Raw genomic sequence first — 21905 nt, 5'->3', positions numbered from 1 at the left:
GTTTAATCGAGGTTGGCGTATTTCGCCCAGACGCTTTTTTCACCGAGCTTGCCGACGAGCGCCTCATGCGCCTGCTCCTCGATTTGGCTGAGGCGCGGCGTGAGCGGCCGGGGCCGCTCGAGCACTGCGGCAATCACCACATCGTCTTCCATCGCCATGTCACCGCGAGCTGCCTGGTTGGATTTGCCGGCCATGCCGAGTCCGAGGGCTGCCTGTCTGCCACCGATCATCTCGATATAGACTTCGGCGAGCAATTCGGAGTCGAGCAGCGCGCCGTGTTTGGTGCGGTGCGAATTATCGATGCCGTAGCGCCGGCAGAGCGCATCGAGCGAATTCGGTCCCATCGGGTGTTTGCGCCGCGCCATCGACAGGGTGTCGAGCACCCTTTCCGGCAGGATTGGCGGCAAACCGATTCGCGCGAATTCCGCGTTGATGAAGCCCATATCGAAAGTGGCGTTATGGGCAATCCACTTCGCATCGCCGAAGAAGGTAAGGATTTGTTCGGCAACCTCCCCGAAAGGCTTCTTGTCCTTCAGGAATTCATCGGTGATGCCGTGCACGGCGAGCGCATCCGGATGAACTTTCTGATCTCCAGGATTGATGAAGATGTGGATCGTGTTGCCTGTGGGGAAATGATTGAAGAGCTCGATGCCGCCGATTTCGATAATGCGGTCGGCGCGGTTGTCGAGGCCGGTGGTTTCCGTATCGAAGATGATCTCACGCATTCCGGAAATCTCCCTTGGCAATCCGCGTTTTCAGGTCGGCGACGATCTCGAGCACCCGTTCCCTCGTCACCGCGACACTATGACTGGTGTCGATCAGATAATCGGCCCGCCGCCGTTTTTCCGCGTCCGGCGTCTGGCGGGACAGAATCATGTTGAATTTTTCCTCGGTCATGCCTTCGCGCGCAAGCACCCTCTGGCGCTGAATCTGTGGATCAGTGCTGACGACGACGACGATATCCACTCTTGCCTCGGCGCCGGTTTCGAAAAGCAATGGAATATCGAGCAATACCATGTCGGCGCCGGTGGCGCGCTGTCGCTTCACAAATTCCCTCTCGCGTTTGCGAACCAGCGGATGGACGATCGCTTCCAGGCGTTTGAAGCCGTCAGGATGAAGAGCAAGCTGGCGGCCAAGTTCATGTCGGTCGACTGCTCCATCCTTCATCGTGCCGGGGAAGGCGGCATTCACCAGGGGTGCAGCCTCGCCGGCATAGAGATGGTGGACCACGGCATCCGAATCGTTCACCGGGATTCCGGCATCGGCGAAGAGCTTTGCCGCTGTCGATTTTCCCATTCCGATGGAGCCGGTGAGACCGATCTTCAGCATCAGTGTGCTTCCATATCCGCGATGATGAGGGCGCGCAGCGCCGCGTCGACGATGGGACGCTGGCCGAACCATCTCTCGAATCCGGGCACGGCCTGATGCAGCAGCATGCCGAGACCATCGACGATCGGAAATCCTTGCTCTTCCGCCTGTGCCAGGATCGGCGTCTTCAAGGGCACATAGACAATATCGGTGACGACGGCATCGGCTGCCAGAGGCGAGAAATCGAGTTGCGGCGCCGTCTCGCCGTCCATGCCAAGCGAGGTGGTATTGATGAAGAGGCCGGCGCCTTTCATCACTTCAGTAAGCGCCCCGGCCGGGTGGGCCTGAACACGCGGGCCAAAGCGATCCGCGAGTTCACGCGCGCGTTCGACGGTACGATTGACGACATGGATCTCCTTGAAACCGCGATCGCGGACCGCCTGGATGATCGCCCGGCTGGCGCCGCCGGCGCCAAAGACGACGGCCGTGCCATGCCGGTCCCAGCCCGGATGGCGTTCGTCGAGATTGGCGATGAAGCCGCGACCGTCGGTATTTGTCGCATGTAGCGCACCATCCTCCAGCCAGAGCGTGTTCGCGGCGCCGAGCTCGTGCGATAGCGCGTCCGGTTTGTCGGCGAGCCGGAACGCCAATTCCTTGTGGGGAATGGTGACGTTGCCTCCGGCAAAGCCGGAACTGCCGTCCTTCAGCGACTGAATGAAATTGGCAAAGGCCTCGGGCGCCACTTCATGAGCGCGGTAGCTGCCCGGCAGGCCGAGCGTCTTCAGCCAATATCCGTGGATCAACGGCGAGCGCGAATGCTTGATGGGAAAGCCCGTGACAAACGCTTTCGGCCCGAATGTTTCACGTGAATCACCCATCGATCGCTCCGAGTTCTCGCAGTTTTTGTAACAGCGGCAGCATCGGCAGGCCAAGAATGGTGAAATAGTCACCCTCGATCTTTTCGAAGAGCTGGATGCCCTGCCCCTCCAATTGATAGGCGCCGACGCTGGAAAGCGCCTTTCCGCCAACCCGCGCCAGATGTCTGGCGATGAACTCCGCCGTCAGCGGCCGCATCGTCAGTTCCGCATGGGCGAGATGTTCCCACAAGACCACGCCATCACTGACGATGGCGACAGCGCTGTTCAACCGATGGGTTACACCCGAAAGGGCTTGAAGATGACTGGCTGCGTCGGCCATGTCCTTCGGCTTATGGAAGACGCGGTCACCGAGCGACATCGTTTGATCCGAACCGATGACCAGGCTATCCGGAAAACGGCTACTCACTTCCTCGGCCTTGGCCCTGGCCAGAACGAGGGCCACGGCATCAGGCCTAACGCCGGCTCTTTCCAGCGGCGCTTCGACGGCTCGTTCATCGATCCTTGCGGCATGCGCCTCGAAGGCCAGACCTGCATTTTGCATCAGCATCCGGCGAAAGGGACTCGACGATGCAAGGATGAGTTTTGGCGTCATGGGTTCCTCGGAGTGCCGGCTTTTCGTCAGCGCTTAGCGCAGCTTCGGGCGCAGGGCAACGATTGCCGCGGCTGTTTCCTCGATTGAGCGGCGGGTGACGTCGATCAGCGGCCAGTTGTGACGGGCGCAAAGCGAGCGGGCATATTTCAGCTCCTCCGAAATCGCGGCACGATCGGTGTAGTGTTCGCGGTCGAAGCCCTGCGTCACCCCGAGCACACGATTTTCCCGCACCTGGGAAATGCGGTCGGTGGTGGCGATCAGGCAGACGATCAGCGGTTTGCTCGCGACGAAGAGGCTCTCCGGCAATGGCACGCCATAGACGATCGGAATGTTCGCCGTCTTGATGCCTCGGTTGGCGAGGTAGATGCTGGTCGGTGTTTTCGACGTACGGCTGATCCCGATGATCACGACATCGGCGTCGTTGTAGTCGTCGGGCATCTGACCGTCATCGTGATCCATGGTGAAATTCAGCGCTTCGATGCGCGCGAAGTAACCGGCATTCATCACATGCTGGGCGCCGACCCGACGACGCGACGGGGCTCCGAGATAGATCTGGAAGGCATTCATCACCGGCTCCAGCACATTCACGGAGGCGACGCCCATCTCGATGCAGCGCTCATCGATCAGGCTTGCAAGCTCCCGGTCGACAATGGTGTAGAGCACGATGCCGGGGGCGTCATCGATCGCCTGCAGAACTGGCAGCAGCTGCTTGCGATTGCGGATCAGTGGATAGACATGCTCGATCGGTTGCGCCGATCTGAATTGCGCTGACGCGGCGCGCCCGGCGGAGATCAGAGTCTCTCCCGTTGAGTCAGAAATCAGATGCAGATGAAAGAAGTTCGTTCTGTTCTCCACGCTATTTTCCGCTGCCTGTTGAAAAGACTGGATGAAACAGAGCTACGGCGGCGAGGCAGTCTCCGGCAAGGGAAAACATGCCTCTTTATCCACATTTCGGATTCTGCCGATCGGTTTTGGTTGGCCCTGTGGACGACGGGGAAGGGCTAGGCTTCTTGAATGCTCGTCCACAGCCTATCCACAGCTATGAAAAAAATTGCCGAGCTGGAAGGATTTGGAATCATTTTCGGATTCGGCTTCTCCCCGAAATTTGGACGAGATCGACCAATCTTTCCGATGTTCTTTTGCAGCCGCGCGACAAATGGCATCGGCGGTGGATGGATTTTAATCCTTGATAGTCACCGACTCTAAGAAATAGAAACCTTTTAAAATATCTTTGTTTTTTTATAGGGAAGAAGCGCTTGAGCGATACGCGCCGAAAGATCATGAGGGTTTTGAGTGGCGAGAGCCTCTCCCCTCCTCCTCTCTGGCTGATGAGACAGGCAGGACGTTATCTCCCGGAATATCGGGAGACGCGGGCAAAGGCCGGGAGTTTTCTCGATCTCTGCTACACGCCTGACCACGCCGTCGAAGTGACATTGCAGCCGATCCGCCGCTATGGTTTCGATGCCGCCATTCTGTTTTCCGATATCCTGGTCATTCCCGATGCAATGAAACGGAATGTCCGGTTCACCGAGGGCCACGGTCCGGAGATGGATCCCATCGATGAAGCGGGTATCGGCAGATTGAATGGCGAAGAGGTTGTCGATTATCTCAGGCCGGTTCTGGAAACGGTGCGGCGGCTGCGGGAGGAGTTGCCAGTCGAGACGACGCTGCTCGGCTTCTGCGGCGCGCCATGGACGGTTGCGACTTACATGATCGCCGGTCATGGCACGCCGGATCAGGCCCCTGCCCGTCTCTTCGCCTACAGGCATCCCCGCGCCTTCGAGCATCTGCTGATGCTGCTTGCCGACGTATCGGCCGATTATCTCGTCGCCCAGATCGATGCCGGCGCCGATGCCGTGCAGATCTTCGATTCCTGGGCTGGCGTTCTCGGCGAGAAGGAATTCGAGGCGTTCGCGATCAGGCCGGTTGCGCGGATGATCGCTTCGGTCAAATCGCAACGGCCACATGCTCGCATCATCGCTTTTGCCAAGGGCGCCGGTTATCAGCTGAAAACCTATCGCCAGAAGACGGGCGCAGATGCAATCGGCCTCGACTGGTCGGTCCCGCTGGCCTTTGCAGCCGAACTTCAAAAGGATGGACCGGTTCAGGGCAACCTCGATCCGATGCGCGTCGTTGCCGGCGGCCGGGCGTTGGAAGACGGCATCGACGATATTCTGCAGCAGCTCGGCAATGGTCCGCTGATTTTCAATCTCGGTCATGGCATAACGCCGCAGGCTGACCCCGAGCATGTGCGTCTGCTGGTCGATCGCGTGCGAGGTGGGCGCGTACGAGGCGGGCCGTGACGATGGAAAAACAGACCGATCGGAGATCTGGCGCTTACGCCCGGCGTCGGGCTCATTTCGCGCTGGCTTTCTTCGCGCTGATGGCGATCGGGCTTTTTGCCTGGAACCCCGATAATCTCTACCTCTGGATCAAGGCGCTGCACATTATCGCGGTCATTTCGTGGATGGCCGGATTGTTCTACATGCCGCGGCTGTTCATCTATCACACCGATGCCGAGCCGGGCTCGGTGCAATCGGAAACCTTCAAGGTGATGGAGCGCCGATTACTTCGAATCATCATGACGCCGGCGATGATGTTGACGTGGATTTTCGGCCTCTATCTCGCCTGGTCGGTCTATGGATTCCAGGGCGGCTGGTTGCATGCCAAGATCGGTCTCGTTGTGTTGCTCACCGGTGTTCATATGTTCTTCAGCCGCGCTGTCAGAGCGTTCGAGCGGGATGAAAATCGCCGCTCGGCGCGCTATTGGCGGTTCATGAACGAGGCGCCGACGGTGCTGATGATCGTGATCGTCGTCCTCGTCGTGGTGAAGCCGTTCTGAGGAAAATCGTCCTCAGGGTTAAATTTGCTTCATTTTAAGCAGCCCTCTTGCGGCAGCGATTGCGAGTCGCTATTTTCCGCGCATCTCATCTACGTGGCATGTGTGTAGAGTTCAGTCGTCTGCGAGCCCTTTCGCGGTACCGAATACGACCCAACATCGCCTTTCCCCTTTGAAATTGAAAAGAGTATTGGTCACTTCATGGCTGAAATGAAGCTTCAGGAACTTAAGAGTAAATCCCCGACGGATCTGCTGGCATTTGCCGAATCGCTCGAGGTCGAGAATGCAAGCACGATGCGCAAGCAGGAGCTGATGTTTGCGATCCTCAAGATGCTTGCCAGCCAGGATGTCGAAATCATCGGTGAAGGCGTCGTCGAAGTGCTGCAGGACGGTTTCGGCTTCCTGCGTTCGGCCAATGCGAACTACCTGCCGGGCCCGGACGATATTTACATCTCTCCATCGCAGATCCGGCGTTTTTCGCTGAAAACCGGCGATACGGTCGAGGGCCCGATCCGTGGGCCGAAGGAAGGCGAGCGCTATTTTGCGCTGCTCAAGGTCAACACCATCAATTTCGACGATCCGGAAAAGATCCGTCACAAGGTTCACTTCGACAATCTGACGCCGCTCTATCCGAACGAGCGCTTCAAGATGGAACTTGATATTCCCACCACCAAGGATCTGTCGCCGCGCGTGATCGACCTGGTGGCGCCGCTCGGCAAGGGCCAGCGTGGATTGATCGTCGCGCCGCCGCGTACCGGTAAAACCGTGTTGCTGCAGAACATCGCGCATTCGATCACCGCCAACCATCCGGAGTGCTATCTCATCGTCCTGCTGATCGATGAACGCCCCGAAGAAGTGACCGATATGCAGCGTTCGGTTCGCGGCGAGGTTATCTCCTCGACCTTCGACGAACCGGCCGTGCGTCACGTGCAGGTGGCCGAGATGGTCATCGAGAAAGCCAAGCGTCTTGTCGAACACGGACGTGACGTTGTCATCCTGCTCGATTCGATCACGCGCCTGGGCCGTGCCTATAACACCGTCGTTCCCTCGTCAGGCAAGGTCCTGACCGGCGGTGTGGACGCCAACGCTCTGCAGCGGCCGAAGCGTTTCTTCGGCGCGGCGCGTAATATCGAAGAAGGCGGCTCTTTGACGATCATCGCGACCGCGCTGATCGATACTGGTAGCCGCATGGACGAAGTGATCTTCGAAGAATTCAAGGGCACGGGCAACTCGGAAATCGTCCTCGATCGCAAGGTCGCCGATAAGCGCATCTTCCCGGCTATGGACATTCTGAAGTCCGGCACGCGCAAGGAAGATCTTCTCGTTCCACGCCAGGATCTGCAGAAGATCTTTGTGCTCCGCCGCATCCTTGCTCCAATGGGCACGACCGATGCGATCGAATTCCTTATCGACAAGCTGAAGCAGACGAAGAACAATTCCGACTTCTTCGATTCGATGAATACGTAATCCTTAGTCGGATTCATTCTATAAGAGCTGGGGGCATCGTCATGATGTCGCCAGCTTTTCTATTTGAGAGGAATCACGTTCGATTCCAACCGACGGACCAGGCGATATGGCCATGTTGAATGATACCATATATGCGCTTTCGAGCGGTGCTCCACCTTCGGGCGTGTCAGTCATTCGTATCAGCGGTCCCCTGACCAGAGATATTTTGGCGAGGCTCGTCGGATCAGTTCCGGCTGCCCGGCACGTATCTCACCGAACGATTCGGACTCGTAACAATCAGCCGATCGATAGCGGCCTGGTGCTGTTTTTTCCTGCCCCTCATTCGTTTACCGGTGAGGATGTTGCCGAGCTGCAGATCCATGGCAGCAAAGCCGTGTTGGCGGCGCTGTTTCACGCGCTTGGCGAAATTCCAGGTGTTCGGATGGCGGTCGAAGGTGAGTTCTCCCGCCGGGCTTTTGAGAACGGCAAACTTGATCTCGTCGAGGTGGAGGGGCTGGCCGATCTCATCGGCGCCGAGACTGAAATGCAGCGACGCCTTGCGGTCGAACATAGCGCAGGCGGGCTTTCCACAATTTACGATTCGTGGGCGGAACGATTAACACGCGCCCGAGCGTTGATCGAGGCCGAACTTGATTTCCCCGACGAGGATGACGTTCCGGGGTCAGTATCGGATATGGTCTGGGCCGATATGGAGAAGCTGCGCAACGATATCCAGCATCACCTGGCCGCAGCTTCGGCCGGCGAAATTATCAGGGATGGCTTCAAGGTGGTCATCGCCGGGGCTCCGAACGCCGGGAAATCAAGTCTGTTGAACGCCTTGGCGCGTCGTGACGTCGCAATTGTGACGGAGATTGCCGGAACCACCCGCGACGTCCTGCAGGTTGATCTCGATATTGATGGCTATCTGATTAAGCTTTATGACACTGCGGGACTTCGGCAGGCGGATGACCGTGTCGAAATGGAGGGCGTGCGGCGGGCGCGTATTGCGCTTCGCGATGCCGATCTTGTTCTGCTGCTGGTTGACATGGCGAATCCTCTGATACCCGATGACTTGGATCAGACCTCTCCACATGTTACTGTCGGGACAAAGAGGGATCTCATCGACATCGCCTCGGATCGGTATGATCTGGAGATTTCGACGGCGACGGGTGTCGGTTTGCCGGAACTACGACGGTTGATCGGCAATATCGTCGAGAAACGTTTCGCCGGTCTGTCCATGGCGATTCCCAGCCGGCAGCGGCATAAAGATTCGCTAACGAAATGTTTAGCAGCGCTCGAGGCGGCGTTATCGCAAACAGATGTGAATCTCGAACTGCGGACCGAGCAGCTGCGAATTGCCGCAGAGTATTTGGGCAGAATTACCGGAAGAGTGGATGTCGAACATCTGCTCGGGGTGATCTTCTCGGAGTTTTGTATCGGCAAATGATTCACGTGAAACCCTGGGCGTCAGCTTGCCCTGGTTTCACGTGAAACGTCCGCCGGATGTGGAGTCTTGAATGACGGATAATGCCTTCGATGTGATTGTGATAGGTGGCGGCCATGCGGGCTCGGAGGCTGCCAGCGCAGCTGCGCGCCTCGGGGCGAAAACCGGCCTGATTACGCATAGACGAGACACGATCGGCGTCATGTCGTGTAATCCGGCGATCGGCGGGCTTGGCAAGGGCCATCTGGTTCGGGAAATCGACGCGATGGACGGTCTGATGGGACGCGTCGCCGATGCCGCGGGCATTCAGTTCAGGATGCTGAACAAGAAGAAAGGCGCCGCTGTCCGAGGACCGCGGACCCAGGCCGATCGAAAGCTTTATCGCTTGGCAATGCTGGCGGCGATCGAAGCGACGCCTGGCCTGGATATCATCGAAGGCGATGCGTTTGATCTAGAAGTTGTCGATGGTCGCGTCGCTGGCGTGATCATGAAGGATGGTCGGATCTTGAAAGCGCCGGCGGTGGTTTTGACCACTGGTACCTTTCTGCGCGGCCTTATTCATATCGGTTCGGAAAAGACACCGGCCGGGCGTGTCGGTGAGCCACCGTCGATCGGCTTGTCTGCTACCCTCGGCCGCTTGGGATTGCAGTTGGGACGTCTGAAGACCGGAACACCAGCGCGGTTGGATGGAAAGACGATCGACTGGCAATCCGTCGGTCGACAAGGGGCTGACGAGGAGCTTGTTCCTTTCTCCTTCATGACCGATGCGATTACCACCCCGCAGATCGAATGCGGCGTCACCAGAACGACCGAAGCGACCCATCGCATCATCGTCGACAATATTATGCGCTCGGCAATGTATTCTGGGCAGATCGAAGGCGTCGGGCCCCGTTATTGCCCGTCTATCGAAGACAAGCTGGTGAAATTTGGAGAGCGGGATGGACATCAGGTCTTTCTCGAGCCCGAGGGGCTGGACGATGACACAGTTTATCCCAACGGGATTTCCACCTCCTTGCCGGCGGAAGTACAGGCCGAATTCATTAAAACGATCCCGGGTCTGGAAGTGGCAAGAATACTGCAACCGGGCTATGCGATCGAATATGATCATGTCGATCCGAGAGAGTTGACGCCATCGTTGGAGGTCAAACGGCTGAGAGGCCTGTTTCTCGCGGGGCAGATCAATGGCACCACCGGATATGAAGAGGCAGCCGCTCAGGGGCTCGCAGCCGGGTTGAATGCTGCTTTGCGAAGTAATGATTCGGATCCGTTTCATTTTAGTCGGACAAGCTCCTACATCGGCGTCATGATTGACGATCTCACGTCACGCGGCGTTACGGAGCCGTATCGTATGTTTACATCGCGTGCAGAGTATCGACTGACTTTGCGCGCTGACAATGCCGATATGCGTTTAACGCCCCTGGCCATGCGGCTTGGATGTGTAAGTGGCGAGCGGGCGCAGCGATTCACATCCTATCAGTCAGAAATTGAAAGTGGTCGGGCGCTGTTGCAGTCGCTGACGATTACACCGAATGAGGCGCGACGCGCCGGCCTAAATATCAATCTGGATGGGCAGCGCCGAACCGCCTATGATTTGCTATCTTATCCAAATTACGATTTTTCCGCGCTCCGGCATGTCTGGCCAGAGACGCTCGGCGCGATGAGGCCGAAAGTTGCGGAAGCGTTGGAAATCGAGGCGCGCTATTCGGTTTATCTGGATCGGCAAGCGACGGCGATTGCTGATCAGCAGCGCGACGAAGACCGACAGATACCACTTACTTTCAATTATGACGCACTTTCCGGACTCTCCAACGAGCTTAAGGCAAAGCTCAATGCTGCTCGCCCTTTCAATATTGCCCAGGCTGCAATCGTTGAAGGAATGACGCCCGCGGCAATCGCATTGCTGCTTGTGCACTTGCGTCGCCTCCCCTCGCCTGAGCGTCATCGGGCCTGATTACAAGATTTGAGAGTCTTTCAGAATGGAATTAAACGGCTTGCGTGTTTCACGTGAAACACAGGAACGGCTTCGACACTTCGCTGCGCTGTTTCAGAAGTGGGCGAAAGCTATTAATCTGGTGGCGCCGTCGACCCTTGAAGACTTATGGGACCGGCACATCGCTGATAGCAGCCAGGTTTTTCAGATTCATCCGCAACCGATAAGCTGGGTCGACCTCGGAAGTGGCGGTGGCTTTCCCGGCGTCATTACGGCGATTTTTCTGGCCGAATTGCAGGACGGATGGGTACATCTGGTCGAAAGCAACCATAAAAAGGCGGCGTTTCTGCGGACAGCGTTGCGGGAGACCAATGCGCGCGGCAGCGTGCATATCCTTCGAATCGAAGATGCCTATCCGGAGATTGGCGAAGGTGATGCGATTTCAGCGCGCGCCCTTGCCGATCTTGACGGGCTCCTCGGCTATTCAGCCCCCTGGATGCTTGGCAAGGAAAATTGTCGTGGCTTTTTTCACAAAGGCCGGGATTACCTGAGGGAAATCGACAAAGCCCGTGGTCGGTGGGAATTCGATCTGTTAGAACATAAGAGCGCCGTCGAGCAGGAATCCGTTATCTTGGAAGTATCAAATCTCCGGCGCTTGGTTTAACAGATGGGATATTGCGGCAATGGCTGGCGAACGACATCGGATTATCACCATCGCAAATCAGAAGGGTGGCGTTGGTAAAACGACCACAGCAATCAATCTGGCAACGGCGCTCGCGGCTATTGGTGAGCGTGTGTTGATCGTTGATCTCGATCCGCAGGGCAATGCCAGCACCGGCCTCGGTATCGATCGTCGTGATCGCAAGCTTTCCTCCTATGATCTGATGGTTGGTGATCGTGGGATCCCCGACGTAACTCTCGAGACAGCGGTTCCCAATCTCTTTATCGTCCCGTCGACGATGGACCTGCTCGGCATCGAGATGGAGATCTCGCAGCAAAGCGATCGGGTCTTCAAACTGCGGAAAGCGTTGTCTTCGCCCGAAGCCATGGCGTTTTCTTATATTCTTCTGGACTGCCCGCCGTCGTTCAATCTGCTGACAATGAATGCCATGGCAGCAGCTCATTCGGTCTTGGTTCCGCTGCAATGTGAATTCTTTGCGCTGGAGGGGTTGAGTCAGTTGCTTGAGACCGTCAGCCAGGTTCGGCGGACGGTTAACCCGCGTCTGGATATTCAGGGGATCGTCCTGACGATGTTCGATGCGCGCAACAATCTGGCACAGCAGGTTGTCAATGACGTGCGCACGCATCTCGGCGACAAGGTTTACCACACGTTAATTCCGCGCAATGTCCGGGTTTCTGAAGCTCCGTCCTACGGCAAGCCGGCTATTCTCTATGACTTGAAGTGCGCGGGCAGTCAGGCCTATCTGCAGCTGGCCTCCGAGGTCATCCAGCGAGAGCGCCAAAGGCTGGCCGCGTAATATCATTTTCGGGGTGTAGGTGAGTGTAGATCATGAATGACGATGTATCGAAGAGGCGATTGGGCCGTGGCCTTGCGGCGCTGATTGGTGAAATGGATCAGCCTGTCCCGGTGGAAGCCGAGCGGATTATCAGTGCCGACAGGATGATCCCGATCGAGTTCGTTAGCCGTAATCCCCGCAATCCTCGTCGTTTCTTCGATGATGCTGAGCTGCATGATCTCGCAAGTTCCATTCGCCAACACGGTATCGTTCAGCCAATTGTTGTGCGGACTATGTCGCGGGATCGATATGAAATCATCGCCGGCGAGCGACGTTGGCGCGCAGCTCAGCTTGCCGGGCTGATCGAGATTCCTGTCATCGTCCGTGACGTGGATGATAAGACGGCGCTCGAAATCGCTATTGTCGAAAACGTGCAGCGCGCGGATCTCAATGCCCTCGAAGAGGCATTGGGCTATGAGCAGCTTATTGCTGAATATGGTTACACCCAGAACGACCTTGGGGAAATCATTGGCAAAAGCCGCAGCCACGTTGCCAACTCTTTGCGCTTGTTGAAGCTGCCGGATCCGGTTCGCGATCTGCTGGCCGCTGGCAGCCTATCGGCTGGGCACGCGCGTGCGCTGGTTTCGACATCTGACCCGGCAAGTCTTGCGCGTACGATCGTTGCCAAGGGCATGTCGGTGCGTGACGCGGAAAAGCTGGCACAGAACAATATAAAGGCTCAGTCGGAACCACAGCAGGCGGCCTTACGACGGGATCAGAAGGATTCCGACACACTGGCGCTGGAGCGGACACTTTCCGATGCACTCGGTCTTGAGGTTGCGATCAATCACAAGGCGGGCGGTGGCCAGATCAAAATTTCCTATAAGTCACTGGAGCAGCTGGAGGAAATCTGCCGTTTGCTCGAGAGGCGCTAAAACGCTGTGCGTCCTTTTGGACGCGCAAAGGACGCACTCACCACTCTTTCAATCCTCGCATCGTGCAGGCCGAAAATCGGTTCCGACTCTCGGCCTGATGCTACTCAGGCGGATTTCCGGCCGGATTGAAGGGTGGTGGACAGAAGCGTTTGCATTGCGACGCTGTCCTCTAGCACCTGTCTCCGTCGGCTTTGCAGAATAGCGGCCTGCAGCCGATTGGATTCCCGCGCGATGCTTTCCGCGGTCCATTGGCGTAATGCCTGTTCGATGATCGGTCTGCGGCGAAAATGCAGATGCCGCCCCATCGTCTGCATGATCTGGGGCGGCTGCAGCCGTTTTTCATCCATCTCGGCGCGCATCGAATCCAGAAGCTGGAATTGCTTCAGGCATGCCTGCAGAACGAGAAAGATCGCGGTTTTCGAGCTGCTGATTTTTTGCATGGCGTGCAAAAAGGCGTTGAGATCGCCGCCGAGAATGGCATCGACGGCGTCGTCAACCGAGATGGCGCTGGCGTCGCCGATTATTTCGGTAACGTGATGTTCTTCGACTGTATCGAAGCCGCGGCAGTATAGAGCAAGCTTGCGAACCTCGTTTCGGGAAGCGATCCTGTCACCGCCGATCAAGGCTATGAGCGCCTGGCGCGCGGCCGGCGTAATGCCGAGCTTCTCTGCCCCGAGCTCAGTATCGATCAAGGCATTGAGAGCGCGGCTGTCATCGGCGTAGGACGGGATCGTCATGACAGATCGTGCGGCTTCGGCGGTCTTGCGGAGCAACGAGCCCTTCTTCAGGTCGCCGGCCTCGATGATCAGATAGGCGGCTTCGAGTGGTTTTTCGGCCAGCAGCGCCAGGGAATCGACGAGGTATTTCTCGTTGGCGGCGCCGCGGATCCAGATCAATTTCTCACCGCCGAACAGCCCGATCGACTGGACCTCGTCGACCAACCGCCCGGGATCCTTCTGCAGGTCGCCGATATCGAGTTTCGTCAGCGAGAAAGGATCATTGAGCGCGACACCAGTCTTACCGGCGAGCAAGCCTGCTCGTTCGGAAACGAGGCCGCGATCCGGCCCGTAGATGACGAAAATCCGATAGTTCCGCACCGATTTCTGCAGGAAAGTCTCGAATTCGTGGGATTTTATCTCTGCCACATCTCCGCCCTCAGCGGCTGAGAGCAGCGGCGATATCGGCTCCTACGAATTCCGCCACCTGATCCGCCGCTCGGTTTTCGGCATCGCGGATTGCCCGCTGCTTGGCAAATTCCTGGTCAGGGAAATCAACCAGCGCCGTGGTCGCCCGGCTGCCGGCCTTGATGACGTGATTGTCGGTCGCCGCGCGCAGCGTGTAGGTGACGCTGACGGTCACACGACCGGCTCGCGAAGTATCGGCGGATTCCGTAAGCAGCGTATCGGCAACGGTGGATGAGGCGTGCATTTCGACCTGATATTCCGGTTTTTCAGGCTCGCCGGCCCCACGCGACGCAAGGAAGATCAAGTGGTTACGAACCTGCTGCTCGATGCGGCTGCCTGCCGGGGAAAAGCCGACCGAGGAAAGCTTTTCAGTGACACCGGAATTCTCGGAGTAGAGCGGGCGAACCTGGCAGGCGGAGAGAAAAGCCGCGGAGGCAAGGATCATGGCGATGCCGGCATTGCGAGCCAGCTTGCAAGCGATATCAGACGACAATGTTTACAATCCTTTGGGGAACCACGATGATCTTCTTCGGTGGCTGTCCGTTCAACGCGTTCTTCACCGCATCCAGATCCAGCACGGCGTCGGTGACGGCATTCTGATCTGCATCGCGAGAAATTGTCAATTCAGCGCGCTTCTTGCCGTTGATCTGTACCGGCAGGACGACATCGTTTTCGATGACGAGTGTTTCGTCGTATTGCGGCCAGCTTGCCCGGGCAAGCAGTCCTGCATTGCCGAGCGCGGCCCAGCATTCCTCAGCCAGATGCGGCGTCATCGGAGAGACGAGCTGAATCAGGATCTCGGCGGCATCGCGTACGGCCGCGCGATAGGTGGCATCACCCTCGCCTGCTGCAACCCTCGTCATCGGTGCGGCCAGCGCGTTGACGAGTTCATAAATTCGGGCAACGGCTTTGTTGAACCAGAGCTTGTCATAGTCGTTCTGGACCGCCTTCAGCGTCTTGTGGGCAGCCTGGGAGATTGACAACGCGTCCCCATCGATTGCCGGCGCCGGTGCGACGGCGGAGAGCGCGTCCGCGGCTTCGGAAATCAGGCGCCACAGACGCTGGGTAAAGCGATGAGCGCCCTCGACGCCTGCCTCGGACCAGATGACATCACGCTCCGGCGGGGAGTCGGACAGAACGAAGAAACGAGCGGTATCGGCGCCGTAGGAGGCGATGATATCGTCGGGATCGACGACGTTCTTTTTCGATTTCGACATTTTCTCGATCGAGCCGATCGCGACTTCCTCGTTGTTCGTCAGCAAGAAAGCCCGGCGTTTGCCGTCGAGTTCGTCGATGCGGATATCGGCGGGTGCCACCCATTCGCGGCTGGCGCCTGCGCCGCGGCTATAGGTTTCGTGGACCACCATGCCCTGGGTGAAGAGACCCTTGAAAGGTTCGGTAGCGGCCACGTGACCGGTCTCGCGCATGGCGCGGGTGAAGAAGCGGGAGTAGAGCAGGTGCAGGATCGCGTGCTCGATGCCGCCAATATACTGGTCGACCGGCAGCCAGCGGTTTGCCGCCTGCGGATCGGTCGGCTTTTCTTCCCAGGGCGCGGTGAAGCGGGTGAAATACCAACTCGAATCGACGAAGGTGTCCATCGTATCCGTCTCGCGGCGTGCATCCTTGCCACAGTTCGGGCAGGAGACATGGCGCCAGGTCGGATGACGGTCAAGCGGATTGCCCGGCTGGTCGAAGGTGACATCATCGGGCAGCTTGACCGGCAGATCCTCCTTCGGCACCGGCACGACACCGCAATCATCGCAATGAATGACCGGGATCGGGCAGCCCCAATAACGCTGGCGGGAAATGCCCCAGTCGCGCAGACGGAAATTGACCTTGCGCTCGCCCTGCGGCGCATTGCCGAGCGAAGCGGCCGACAGCCGGTCGGCGACGATATTGAAGGCTTCCTCGGTCGTCTTGCCGTCGAGGAAGCGGGAGTTGATCATCACGCCATCACCGTCATAGGCGGTGTCGACGACGGAAAAGTTTGCGGCATCGCCATCCCTCGGCATGACGACGGGCACCACCGGCAAGCCATATTTCCGAGCAAAATCAAGGTCGCGTTGGTCGCCCGAGGGGCAGCCGAAGATCGCGCCCGTGCCATAATCCATCAGGACGAAATTGGCGATATAGACCGGCAGCTCCCAGGAGGGATCGAGCGGGTGCCTGACGCGGATACCGGTATCCATGCCCTTCTTTTCGGCGGTCTCGAGTGCTGCGAGCGACGTGCCGGCGCGGCGGCACTCCTCGCAGAAAGCTTCGATAGCCGGGTTCTTCGCGGCGGCATCCTTTGCCAGCGGATGATCGGCGGCGATCGCCAGGAAGGAGGCGCCGAAGAGCGTGTCCGGTCGGGTGGTATAGACCGTGACTTCGCTCTCGCCGGCCGGTGCCGTTTCCGGCACGATCTCCCAGCGGATCGTCAGGCCTTCCGAACGGCCGATCCAGTTCTTCTGCATCAGGCGCACTTTTTCCGGCCACTGATCGAGCGTATCCAGCGCGTCCAGCAGATCCTGGCTGAAGTCGGTGATCTTGAAGAACCATTGCGTCAGTTCGCGCTGCTCGACGAGCGCACCGGAACGCCAGCCGCGGCCATCGATCACCTGTTCGTTGGCCAGCACGGTGTTATCGACAGGATCCCAGTTGACCTTCGACTGTTTGCGATAGACCAGCCCCTTCTCCAGGAAATCCAGGAAGAGATGCTGCTGCTGCTGGTAATATTCGACGTCGCAGGTGGCGAATTCGCGGCTCCAGTCCAGTGAAAGCCCCATGGCCTTCAGCTGCGCCTTCATTGAGCCGATATTCTGGTAGGTCCAGGAGGCGGGGTGAACACCACGCTCCATGGCGGCATTCTCCGCCGGCATGCCGAAGGCGTCCCAGCCCATCGGATGCAGCACGTTGTAGCCGCGGGCGCGCTTGTAGCGGGCGACGACATCGCCCATGGCGTAATTGCGGACATGGCCCATATGGATGCGCCCCGACGGATAGGGGAACATTTCGAGGACGTAATATTTTTCGCGCGGATCGGCATTGTCGGTCTCGAAGACCTTGTCTTCATTCCATTTCTGCTGCCAGCGGGGCTCGGCATCGCGCGGATTATAACGTTCGGTGGCCATAGTATTCGTATTTCCGGAAAATCAGGGGAGTTGGTCGAGACCTTCACCATGAAACCACCGTAGCGTCAAGTTTTGCAGGCGCTGCAAGCGTCTGATCTTGATCACGCACAAGCGATTTCGCGAAGGCGGGTCTTGGCAAGCACAGGTTGGCTGGTTAGTTCATTGCCAATCCTTTCATGCTGGTATGTCGAGGCAGAACAATGGAACTTCAAGAGCGGTTGAACGACGTGCGATCACGGATTGCGGCCGGGGAACGCGCGGCAGGTCGTCCGGCGGGTTCCGTTCAGCTGGTAGCGGTGTCGAAGACTTTCGAGGCGGACGCGATCGGTCCGGCCATCGAAGCCGGACAGCGCGTCTTCGGCGAGAACCGGGTGCAGGAAAGCCAGGGCAAGTGGCCGGCGCTGAAAGCCGAGCGTCCGGACATCGAATTGCATCTGATCGGGCCGCTGCAATCGAACAAAGCGGCGGATGCGGTAGCGCTTTTCGACGTCATCGAGACGGTGGACCGGGAAAAGATCGCCCGCGCGCTTGCCGATGAGATGAAGCGGCAGGGCAAGACGCCGCGGCTCTATGTCCAGGTCAATACCGGGCTCGAACCGCAGAAAGCGGGTATCGCTCCTGACGACACGCCGGCCTTCGTCGCCCTTTGCCGCGACGAGCTCGGCCTTTCCATCGAAGGTTTGATGTGCATTCCGCCGGCCGAGGAAAATCCCGGACCGCATTTCGCCCTGCTGGCAAAGCTCGCGCTCAAATGCGGCGTCGGAAAACTTTCCATGGGCATGTCGGGTGACTACGGGACGGCAATCGCCTTCGGCGCCACCAGCGTGCGTGTGGGATCCGCAATTTTCGGCACGCGCTGAAACGCTGCTTTGGTCGGGCTTCCTGTTCCCCTTAATGCCGCCTAGATTGATATCGAGGTTTGCATGTCCTGGGGAGGAGCAGATGCAGAACGGCTATCATCAGACCTATGCGGCCTGGAAAGGTGATCCCGAAGCCTTCTGGCGCGAAGCGGCCAATGACATCGACTGGTTCAAGCCGCCGGAGCGGATTTTGTCGCCCAATGAGGGCGTCTATGGCCGCTGGTTCTCCGGCGCGGAAACCAATACCTGCCACAATTGCCTGGACCGGCATGTGGCTGCCGGCCGCGGCGGCGAGACAGCGGTCATCTTCGACAGCGCGATGAACGGCGAGAAACGCCATTTTACCTATGATGAGGTGCTTCGGGAAGTGATGGCCATCGCAGCAGCGTTGGTCGAGCGCGGCATCGGCAAAGGTGATCGTGTCATCCTTTATATGCCGATGGTGCCGCAGGCGGTCTTTTCCATGCTCGCATGCGCCCGCATCGGTGCGGTTCACTCCGTCGTTTTCGGCGGGTTTGCCGCCAGCGAACTTGCGGCGCGCATCGATGATTGCGGTGCGAAGCTGGTAATCACCGCGAGCTGCGGGCTCGAGCCTGGTCGCATCGTCGCCTACAAGCCCCTGGTCGATCAGGCGATCGAGATCGCGCGTTCGAAACCGGGGCGCTGTCTGGTGTTGCAGCGACCGGAGCTTCGGGCAGATCTCGTCAGCGGCCGGGATCAGGATTTCGAGGCGGCGGTGGCGCAGCATCGTGGCGCCGAGATCGCCTGCGTCTCCGTCAAGGCGACCGATCCGCTCTACATCCTCTATACATCGGGCACGACGGGCCAGCCGAAGGGCGTCGTGCGCGACAATGGCGGCCATATGGTCGCGCTCAACTGGTCGATGCGGAATATCTACGGCTTGAAGCCGGGAGAGGTCTTCTGGACGGCTTCGGATATCGGCTGGGTCGTCGGACATTCCTATATCGTCTATGCCCCGCTGCTCGCCGGCGTAACCACTCTGATCTTCGAGGGAAAACCGGTCGGCACTCCGGATGCCGGCACATTCTGGCGCATCGTTTCGGAGTATAAGGTGCGGGTGCTGTTCACGGCGCCGACGGCATTTCGCGCCATCCGGCGGGAGGATGGTGACGGCGAGTTGATGCACAAGTATCCCATGCCGGATCTACGCGCGCTGTTTCTGGCCGGCGAGAGAGCGGATCCGGAGACGCTGAAATGGGCGGAGCGTATGCTTGGCATACCCGTCATCGATCATTGGTGGCAGACGGAGACCGGCTGGCCGATCGCCGCAAATCCGCTTGGTCTCGGCGCCCTTCCCATCAAGCACGGTTCGCCGGCACTGCCGATGCCCGGCTATGATATGGCGGTGCTCGATGATGCCGGTCATCCGATCGAGGCGGGAACGCTCGGCAATATCGTCGTCAAGCTGCCCTTGCCGCCCGGCTGCCTGCCGACCCTCTGGAACGCCGACGAACGTTTCCGATCGGCCTATCTCGATGAGTTTCCCGGTTACTATAAGACGGCCGATGCTGGCTACGTCGATGAGGACGGCTATCTCTTCATCATGTCGCGCACCGACGACATCATCAATTGCGCCGGTCATCGGCTCTCGACCGGGGCGATGGAGGAGGTCTGTGCGCGCCATCCCGATGTCGCCGAATGCGCTGTCATCGGCGTGATCGATGTGCTGAAGGGTCAGGCGCCCTGTGGTTTCCTGGTGCTGAAACGACATGTTTCCCGTGACGCAACGGCGATCGAATCAGAGGTGGTGGCGATGATTCGTGATTCGATCGGGCCTGTTGCTGCCTTCAAGACGGCTATCATCGTTAACCGGTTGCCGAAGACACGCTCCGGCAAAATCCTGCGCGGCACGATGCAGAAGATCGCCGACGGCATACCCTGGAAAATGCCTGCAACCATTGATGATCCAACGATTTTAGAGGAAATTGCCGAGGCGCTGCGTGGGCGTGGTTTCGGCTCCCTGCCGATGTGAATTAAACTTTCGCTAAGCCTAATTGAGGAATTGTTAACCATGTTGATGCAAGCATTTGTTAACGGCAATGGCTTGCATAGCAGGCTTTGCATGACGCGGTCGCCGTTACCGGCCTAGTCCGGATTGCCCCTTTCTCAACGATTGTGGAACGGATCATGACAAGCATCCTTACCAACAACGCTGCCATGGCAGCGCTGCAGACTTTGCGCGGCGTAAACGATAGCCTCAAGGACACCCAGGGTCGCGTTTCATCGGGTTATCGTGTCGAAAAGGCGGCTGACAATGCCGCTTACTGGTCGATTGCTACGACCATGCGTTCTGACAACAAGGCGCTTTCGGCCGTCTCCGACGCGCTCGGTCTCGGCGCAGCCAAGGTCGACACGGCCTATTCGGCTATGGACAGCGCGCTCGATGTTGTCAGCGACATCAAGGCCAAGATCGTCGCCGCCACGGAAAAGGGCGTCGACAAGACGAAGATCCAGCAAGAACTCGACCAGCTGCAGGAGCAGCTGCTCAGCATCGCACAATCGGCGTCCTTCTCCGGCGAAAACTGGGTTGCCGGCGCCTCCGGCACGAAGAGCGTCGTTTCGTCCTTCGTTCGCGACGGCAGCAATGCCGTCTCCGTCAAGATGACGGACTATGTGCTCGATTCAGGCTCGCTTGGAAACGTGCTTTTCGGCATGACGAGCACCGGTGCAATCGAGACATCAAGCGGCATCATCGGCACGGCCTTCAACGGAACCTATGGCGGCACCGTCATCGTCATGGCGTCAATATATGATCTCGACATCACCGGTTTCACCCAGGGTCAGCTTGACGCAGCCCTGACCGGTGTCGAACTGGTTCTCGGCGCTATGACCGCCGCGGGCTCGGCATTGGGCTCGATCTCGACCCGTATTCAGCTGCAGGAAACTTTCGTCAGCGGCCTTCACGATTCGATCGACTCCGGCGTCGGCCGCCTGGTCGATGCCGATATGGAAGAGGAATCAAGCAAGCTCTCGGCGTTGCAAACGCAGCAGCAGCTCGCCGTCCAGTCGCTCTCGATCGCCAACAGCTCGGCGCAGAACATTCTCACCCTGTTCCGCAGCTAATTCGAAACAGGCAATTTGCAACAAAAAACCCCGCCGGTCAGCTCATACCGGCGGGGTTTTTCATGAAATCGCTGATATCTCAGTACTGATCGTCGTCCTCGTCCTTCGGGGCCGAGCGCAGTGAGCTCAGCTTGCGGAAGACGGCATCGGCGTCGATTTCCTTTTCCTTTTCCTCCTCGCGCTCGTAGCTCGGGGTCAGGCGCTCGGTCTCCTGTGCCGATTGCAGCGTCGCGCCAAGCTCGGCGGCGGTCGGCAGCGGACGGCCCTTGGAGGCCTTTTCCACTTCCATGTCGAGATCGATCTGGCTGCAGAGGCCGAGCGTTACTGGATCCATCGGCGCCAGGTTGGCGGAGTTCCAGTGGGTGCGCTCGCGGATTTGCTCGATGGTCGACTTGGTCGTGCCGACCAGGCGGGAAATCTGCGCGTCCTTCAGCTCCGGATGGTTGCGAACGAGCCAGAGAATGGCGTTCGGGCGGTCCTGCCGCTTGGAAACCGGCGTATAACGCGGACCGCGGCGCTTGGATTCCGGCACGCGCACCTTCGGTTCGGAAAGCTTAAGCTTGTGGTTCGGATTGGCCTCGGCGCGGGCAATCTCGTCGCGGGAAAGCTGTCCTGTCGAGATCGGGTCGAGGCCCTTGATGCCCTGCGCCGCTTCGCCGTCGGCGATCGCCTTGACTTCGAGCGGATGCAGTTTGCAGAACTGCGCGATCTGATCGAAAGACAGTGCCGTATTGTCGACGAGCCAGATGGCGGTCGCCTTCGGCATGAGCAGTGTTTGAGCCATGGATATAGTCCTTCTATCGTCCGCGCCGGTCGCGGTCCGTGGATTGTCACC

At 58.6% G+C, this 21905-nt stretch carries 20 protein-coding genes; 11 read left to right on the top strand and 9 right to left on the bottom strand.

Going from position 1 to position 21905, the window contains the following annotated elements; genetic code table 11:
• Positions 1-2: 2 nt before the first annotated feature.
• Genes dnaQ through BS629_RS08320 form a run of 5 tightly spaced genes read right to left on the bottom strand, consistent with a single transcriptional unit; the run spans position 3 to position 3633 of the window.
• The gene (gene dnaQ, locus BS629_RS08340; protein WP_018244163.1) at positions 3-725 is read right to left on the bottom strand and encodes a DNA polymerase III subunit epsilon; all 723 of its coding nucleotides are present in this window, start codon (positions 723-725) and stop codon (positions 3-5) included.
• The gene (gene coaE, locus BS629_RS08335) at positions 718-1329 is read right to left on the bottom strand and encodes a dephospho-CoA kinase (protein WP_018244162.1); all 612 of its coding nucleotides are present in this window, start codon (positions 1327-1329) and stop codon (positions 718-720) included. The genes dnaQ and coaE overlap by 8 nt, the downstream gene beginning before the upstream one ends.
• The gene (locus tag BS629_RS08330) at positions 1329-2186 is read right to left on the bottom strand and encodes a shikimate dehydrogenase (protein WP_018244161.1); all 858 of its coding nucleotides are present in this window, start codon (positions 2184-2186) and stop codon (positions 1329-1331) included. Before BS629_RS08330 ends, coaE begins: the two co-directional genes overlap by 1 nt.
• Positions 2179-2778 carry a Maf-like protein gene (locus BS629_RS08325; RefSeq protein ID WP_018244160.1) on the bottom strand — a complete coding sequence of 200 codons (600 nt, stop codon included), beginning with the start codon at positions 2776-2778 and terminating at the stop codon, positions 2179-2181. Before BS629_RS08325 ends, BS629_RS08330 begins: the two co-directional genes overlap by 8 nt.
• A gap of 33 nt (positions 2779-2811) precedes the next feature.
• On the bottom strand, positions 2812-3633 hold the full coding sequence (locus BS629_RS08320) for a pyruvate, water dikinase regulatory protein (RefSeq protein ID WP_011649834.1): 822 nt from the start codon (positions 3631-3633) through the stop codon (positions 2812-2814).
• Positions 3634-4034: 401 nt separating this feature from the next.
• Between BS629_RS08320 and hemE the strand changes: the two genes are divergently transcribed.
• The 8 genes from hemE (at position 4035) to BS629_RS08275 (ending at position 12829) form a co-directional block, all read left to right on the top strand.
• On the top strand, positions 4035-5081 hold the full coding sequence (gene hemE, locus BS629_RS08310; protein WP_018244159.1) for a uroporphyrinogen decarboxylase: 1047 nt from the start codon (positions 4035-4037) through the stop codon (positions 5079-5081).
• A gap of 2 nt (positions 5082-5083) precedes the next feature.
• A complete protein-coding gene (gene hemJ / locus BS629_RS08305; protein WP_032980616.1) occupies positions 5084-5620 on the top strand; it encodes a protoporphyrinogen oxidase HemJ in 537 nt (178 codons plus the stop codon).
• A gap of 198 nt (positions 5621-5818) precedes the next feature.
• Positions 5819-7084 (top strand): transcription termination factor Rho, encoded by a 1266-nt coding sequence (gene rho, locus BS629_RS08300; RefSeq protein WP_011654069.1) that lies wholly within the window; start codon positions 5819-5821, stop codon positions 7082-7084.
• A gap of 106 nt (positions 7085-7190) precedes the next feature.
• Positions 7191-8510 carry a tRNA uridine-5-carboxymethylaminomethyl(34) synthesis GTPase MnmE gene (mnmE, locus tag BS629_RS08295; protein ID WP_018244157.1) on the top strand — a complete coding sequence of 440 codons (1320 nt, stop codon included), beginning with the start codon at positions 7191-7193 and terminating at the stop codon, positions 8508-8510.
• Between the two features lie 70 nt (positions 8511-8580).
• Positions 8581-10458 (top strand): tRNA uridine-5-carboxymethylaminomethyl(34) synthesis enzyme MnmG, encoded by a 1878-nt coding sequence (gene mnmG, locus BS629_RS08290; protein ID WP_018244156.1) that lies wholly within the window; start codon positions 8581-8583, stop codon positions 10456-10458.
• 25 nt (positions 10459-10483) lie between these two features.
• Positions 10484-11101: a 16S rRNA (guanine(527)-N(7))-methyltransferase RsmG gene (rsmG, locus tag BS629_RS08285; RefSeq protein ID WP_018244155.1), complete on the top strand. Its 618-nt coding sequence runs from the start codon at positions 10484-10486 to the stop codon at positions 11099-11101.
• A 19-nt stretch (positions 11102-11120) separates the two neighbouring features.
• Positions 11121-11915 carry a ParA family protein gene (locus BS629_RS08280; RefSeq protein WP_018244154.1) on the top strand — a complete coding sequence of 265 codons (795 nt, stop codon included), beginning with the start codon at positions 11121-11123 and terminating at the stop codon, positions 11913-11915.
• 32 nt (positions 11916-11947) lie between these two features.
• A complete protein-coding gene (locus BS629_RS08275; RefSeq protein WP_018244153.1) occupies positions 11948-12829 on the top strand; it encodes a ParB/RepB/Spo0J family partition protein in 882 nt (293 codons plus the stop codon).
• Between the two features lie 104 nt (positions 12830-12933).
• Here BS629_RS08275 and holA read toward each other — a convergent pair whose 3' ends face one another.
• From holA to leuS, 3 genes are read right to left on the bottom strand one after another with little or no spacing between them, the layout of a single operon-like run.
• Positions 12934-13974, bottom strand: a complete 1041-nt coding sequence (gene holA, locus BS629_RS08270; RefSeq protein ID WP_018244152.1) for a DNA polymerase III subunit delta — start codon at positions 13972-13974, stop codon at positions 12934-12936.
• A 10-nt stretch (positions 13975-13984) separates the two neighbouring features.
• Positions 13985-14506 carry an LPS assembly lipoprotein LptE gene (gene lptE / locus BS629_RS08265; protein ID WP_018244151.1) on the bottom strand — a complete coding sequence of 174 codons (522 nt, stop codon included), beginning with the start codon at positions 14504-14506 and terminating at the stop codon, positions 13985-13987.
• Positions 14496-17126, bottom strand: coding sequence for a leucine--tRNA ligase (leuS, locus tag BS629_RS08260; protein ID WP_018244150.1), 2631 nt, complete (start codon positions 17124-17126; stop codon positions 14496-14498). Before leuS ends, lptE begins: the two co-directional genes overlap by 11 nt.
• A gap of 200 nt (positions 17127-17326) precedes the next feature.
• Here leuS and BS629_RS08255 point away from each other — a divergent pair, with 200 nt between their 5' ends.
• The 3 genes from BS629_RS08255 (at position 17327) to BS629_RS08245 (ending at position 21070) form a co-directional block, all read left to right on the top strand.
• Positions 17327-17986: a YggS family pyridoxal phosphate-dependent enzyme gene (locus tag BS629_RS08255; protein ID WP_018244149.1), complete on the top strand. Its 660-nt coding sequence runs from the start codon at positions 17327-17329 to the stop codon at positions 17984-17986.
• An 82-nt stretch (positions 17987-18068) separates the two neighbouring features.
• A complete protein-coding gene (locus BS629_RS08250; protein WP_026188563.1) occupies positions 18069-19979 on the top strand; it encodes a propionyl-CoA synthetase in 1911 nt (636 codons plus the stop codon).
• 155 nt (positions 19980-20134) lie between these two features.
• Positions 20135-21070 (top strand): flagellin N-terminal helical domain-containing protein, encoded by a 936-nt coding sequence (locus tag BS629_RS08245; RefSeq protein ID WP_018244147.1) that lies wholly within the window; start codon positions 20135-20137, stop codon positions 21068-21070.
• 79 nt (positions 21071-21149) lie between these two features.
• Here BS629_RS08245 and BS629_RS08240 read toward each other — a convergent pair whose 3' ends face one another.
• A complete protein-coding gene (locus BS629_RS08240; protein ID WP_007632151.1) occupies positions 21150-21854 on the bottom strand; it encodes a DUF1013 domain-containing protein in 705 nt (234 codons plus the stop codon).
• Positions 21855-21905: the final 51 nt, after the last annotated feature.

Source organism: Rhizobium leguminosarum bv. viciae USDA 2370 (genome assembly GCF_002008365.1).
Taxonomy (GTDB): domain Bacteria; phylum Pseudomonadota; class Alphaproteobacteria; order Rhizobiales; family Rhizobiaceae; genus Rhizobium; species Rhizobium leguminosarum.
This window is presented reverse-complemented; position numbering and strand designations above follow the sequence as displayed.

Bases quoted from the DNA above. Each gene is read 5' to 3' on its own strand.
- dnaQ (WP_018244163.1), bottom strand. From the start codon at position 725: ATGCGTGAGATCATCTTCGATACGGAAACCACCGGCCTCGACAACCGC.
- coaE (WP_018244162.1), bottom strand. From the start codon at position 1,329: ATGCTGAAGATCGGTCTCACCGGCTCCATCGGAATGGGAAAATCGACA.
- BS629_RS08330 (WP_018244161.1), bottom strand. From the start codon at position 2,186: ATGGGTGATTCACGTGAAACATTCGGGCCGAAAGCGTTTGTCACGGGC.
- BS629_RS08325 (WP_018244160.1), bottom strand. From the start codon at position 2,778: ATGACGCCAAAACTCATCCTTGCATCGTCGAGTCCCTTTCGCCGGATG.
- hemJ (WP_032980616.1), top strand. From the start codon at position 5,084: ATGGAAAAACAGACCGATCGGAGATCTGGCGCTTACGCCCGGCGTCGG.
- rho (WP_011654069.1), top strand. From the start codon at position 5,819: ATGGCTGAAATGAAGCTTCAGGAACTTAAGAGTAAATCCCCGACGGAT.
- mnmE (WP_018244157.1), top strand. From the start codon at position 7,191: ATGGCCATGTTGAATGATACCATATATGCGCTTTCGAGCGGTGCTCCA.
- mnmG (WP_018244156.1), top strand. From the start codon at position 8,581: ATGACGGATAATGCCTTCGATGTGATTGTGATAGGTGGCGGCCATGCG.
- rsmG (WP_018244155.1), top strand. From the start codon at position 10,484: ATGGAATTAAACGGCTTGCGTGTTTCACGTGAAACACAGGAACGGCTT.
- BS629_RS08280 (WP_018244154.1), top strand. From the start codon at position 11,121: ATGGCTGGCGAACGACATCGGATTATCACCATCGCAAATCAGAAGGGT.
- BS629_RS08275 (WP_018244153.1), top strand. From the start codon at position 11,948: ATGAATGACGATGTATCGAAGAGGCGATTGGGCCGTGGCCTTGCGGCG.
- leuS (WP_018244150.1), bottom strand. From the start codon at position 17,126: ATGGCCACCGAACGTTATAATCCGCGCGATGCCGAGCCCCGCTGGCAG.
- BS629_RS08255 (WP_018244149.1), top strand. From the start codon at position 17,327: ATGGAACTTCAAGAGCGGTTGAACGACGTGCGATCACGGATTGCGGCC.
- BS629_RS08250 (WP_026188563.1), top strand. From the start codon at position 18,069: ATGCAGAACGGCTATCATCAGACCTATGCGGCCTGGAAAGGTGATCCC.
- BS629_RS08245 (WP_018244147.1), top strand. From the start codon at position 20,135: ATGACAAGCATCCTTACCAACAACGCTGCCATGGCAGCGCTGCAGACT.
- BS629_RS08240 (WP_007632151.1), bottom strand. From the start codon at position 21,854: ATGGCTCAAACACTGCTCATGCCGAAGGCGACCGCCATCTGGCTCGTC.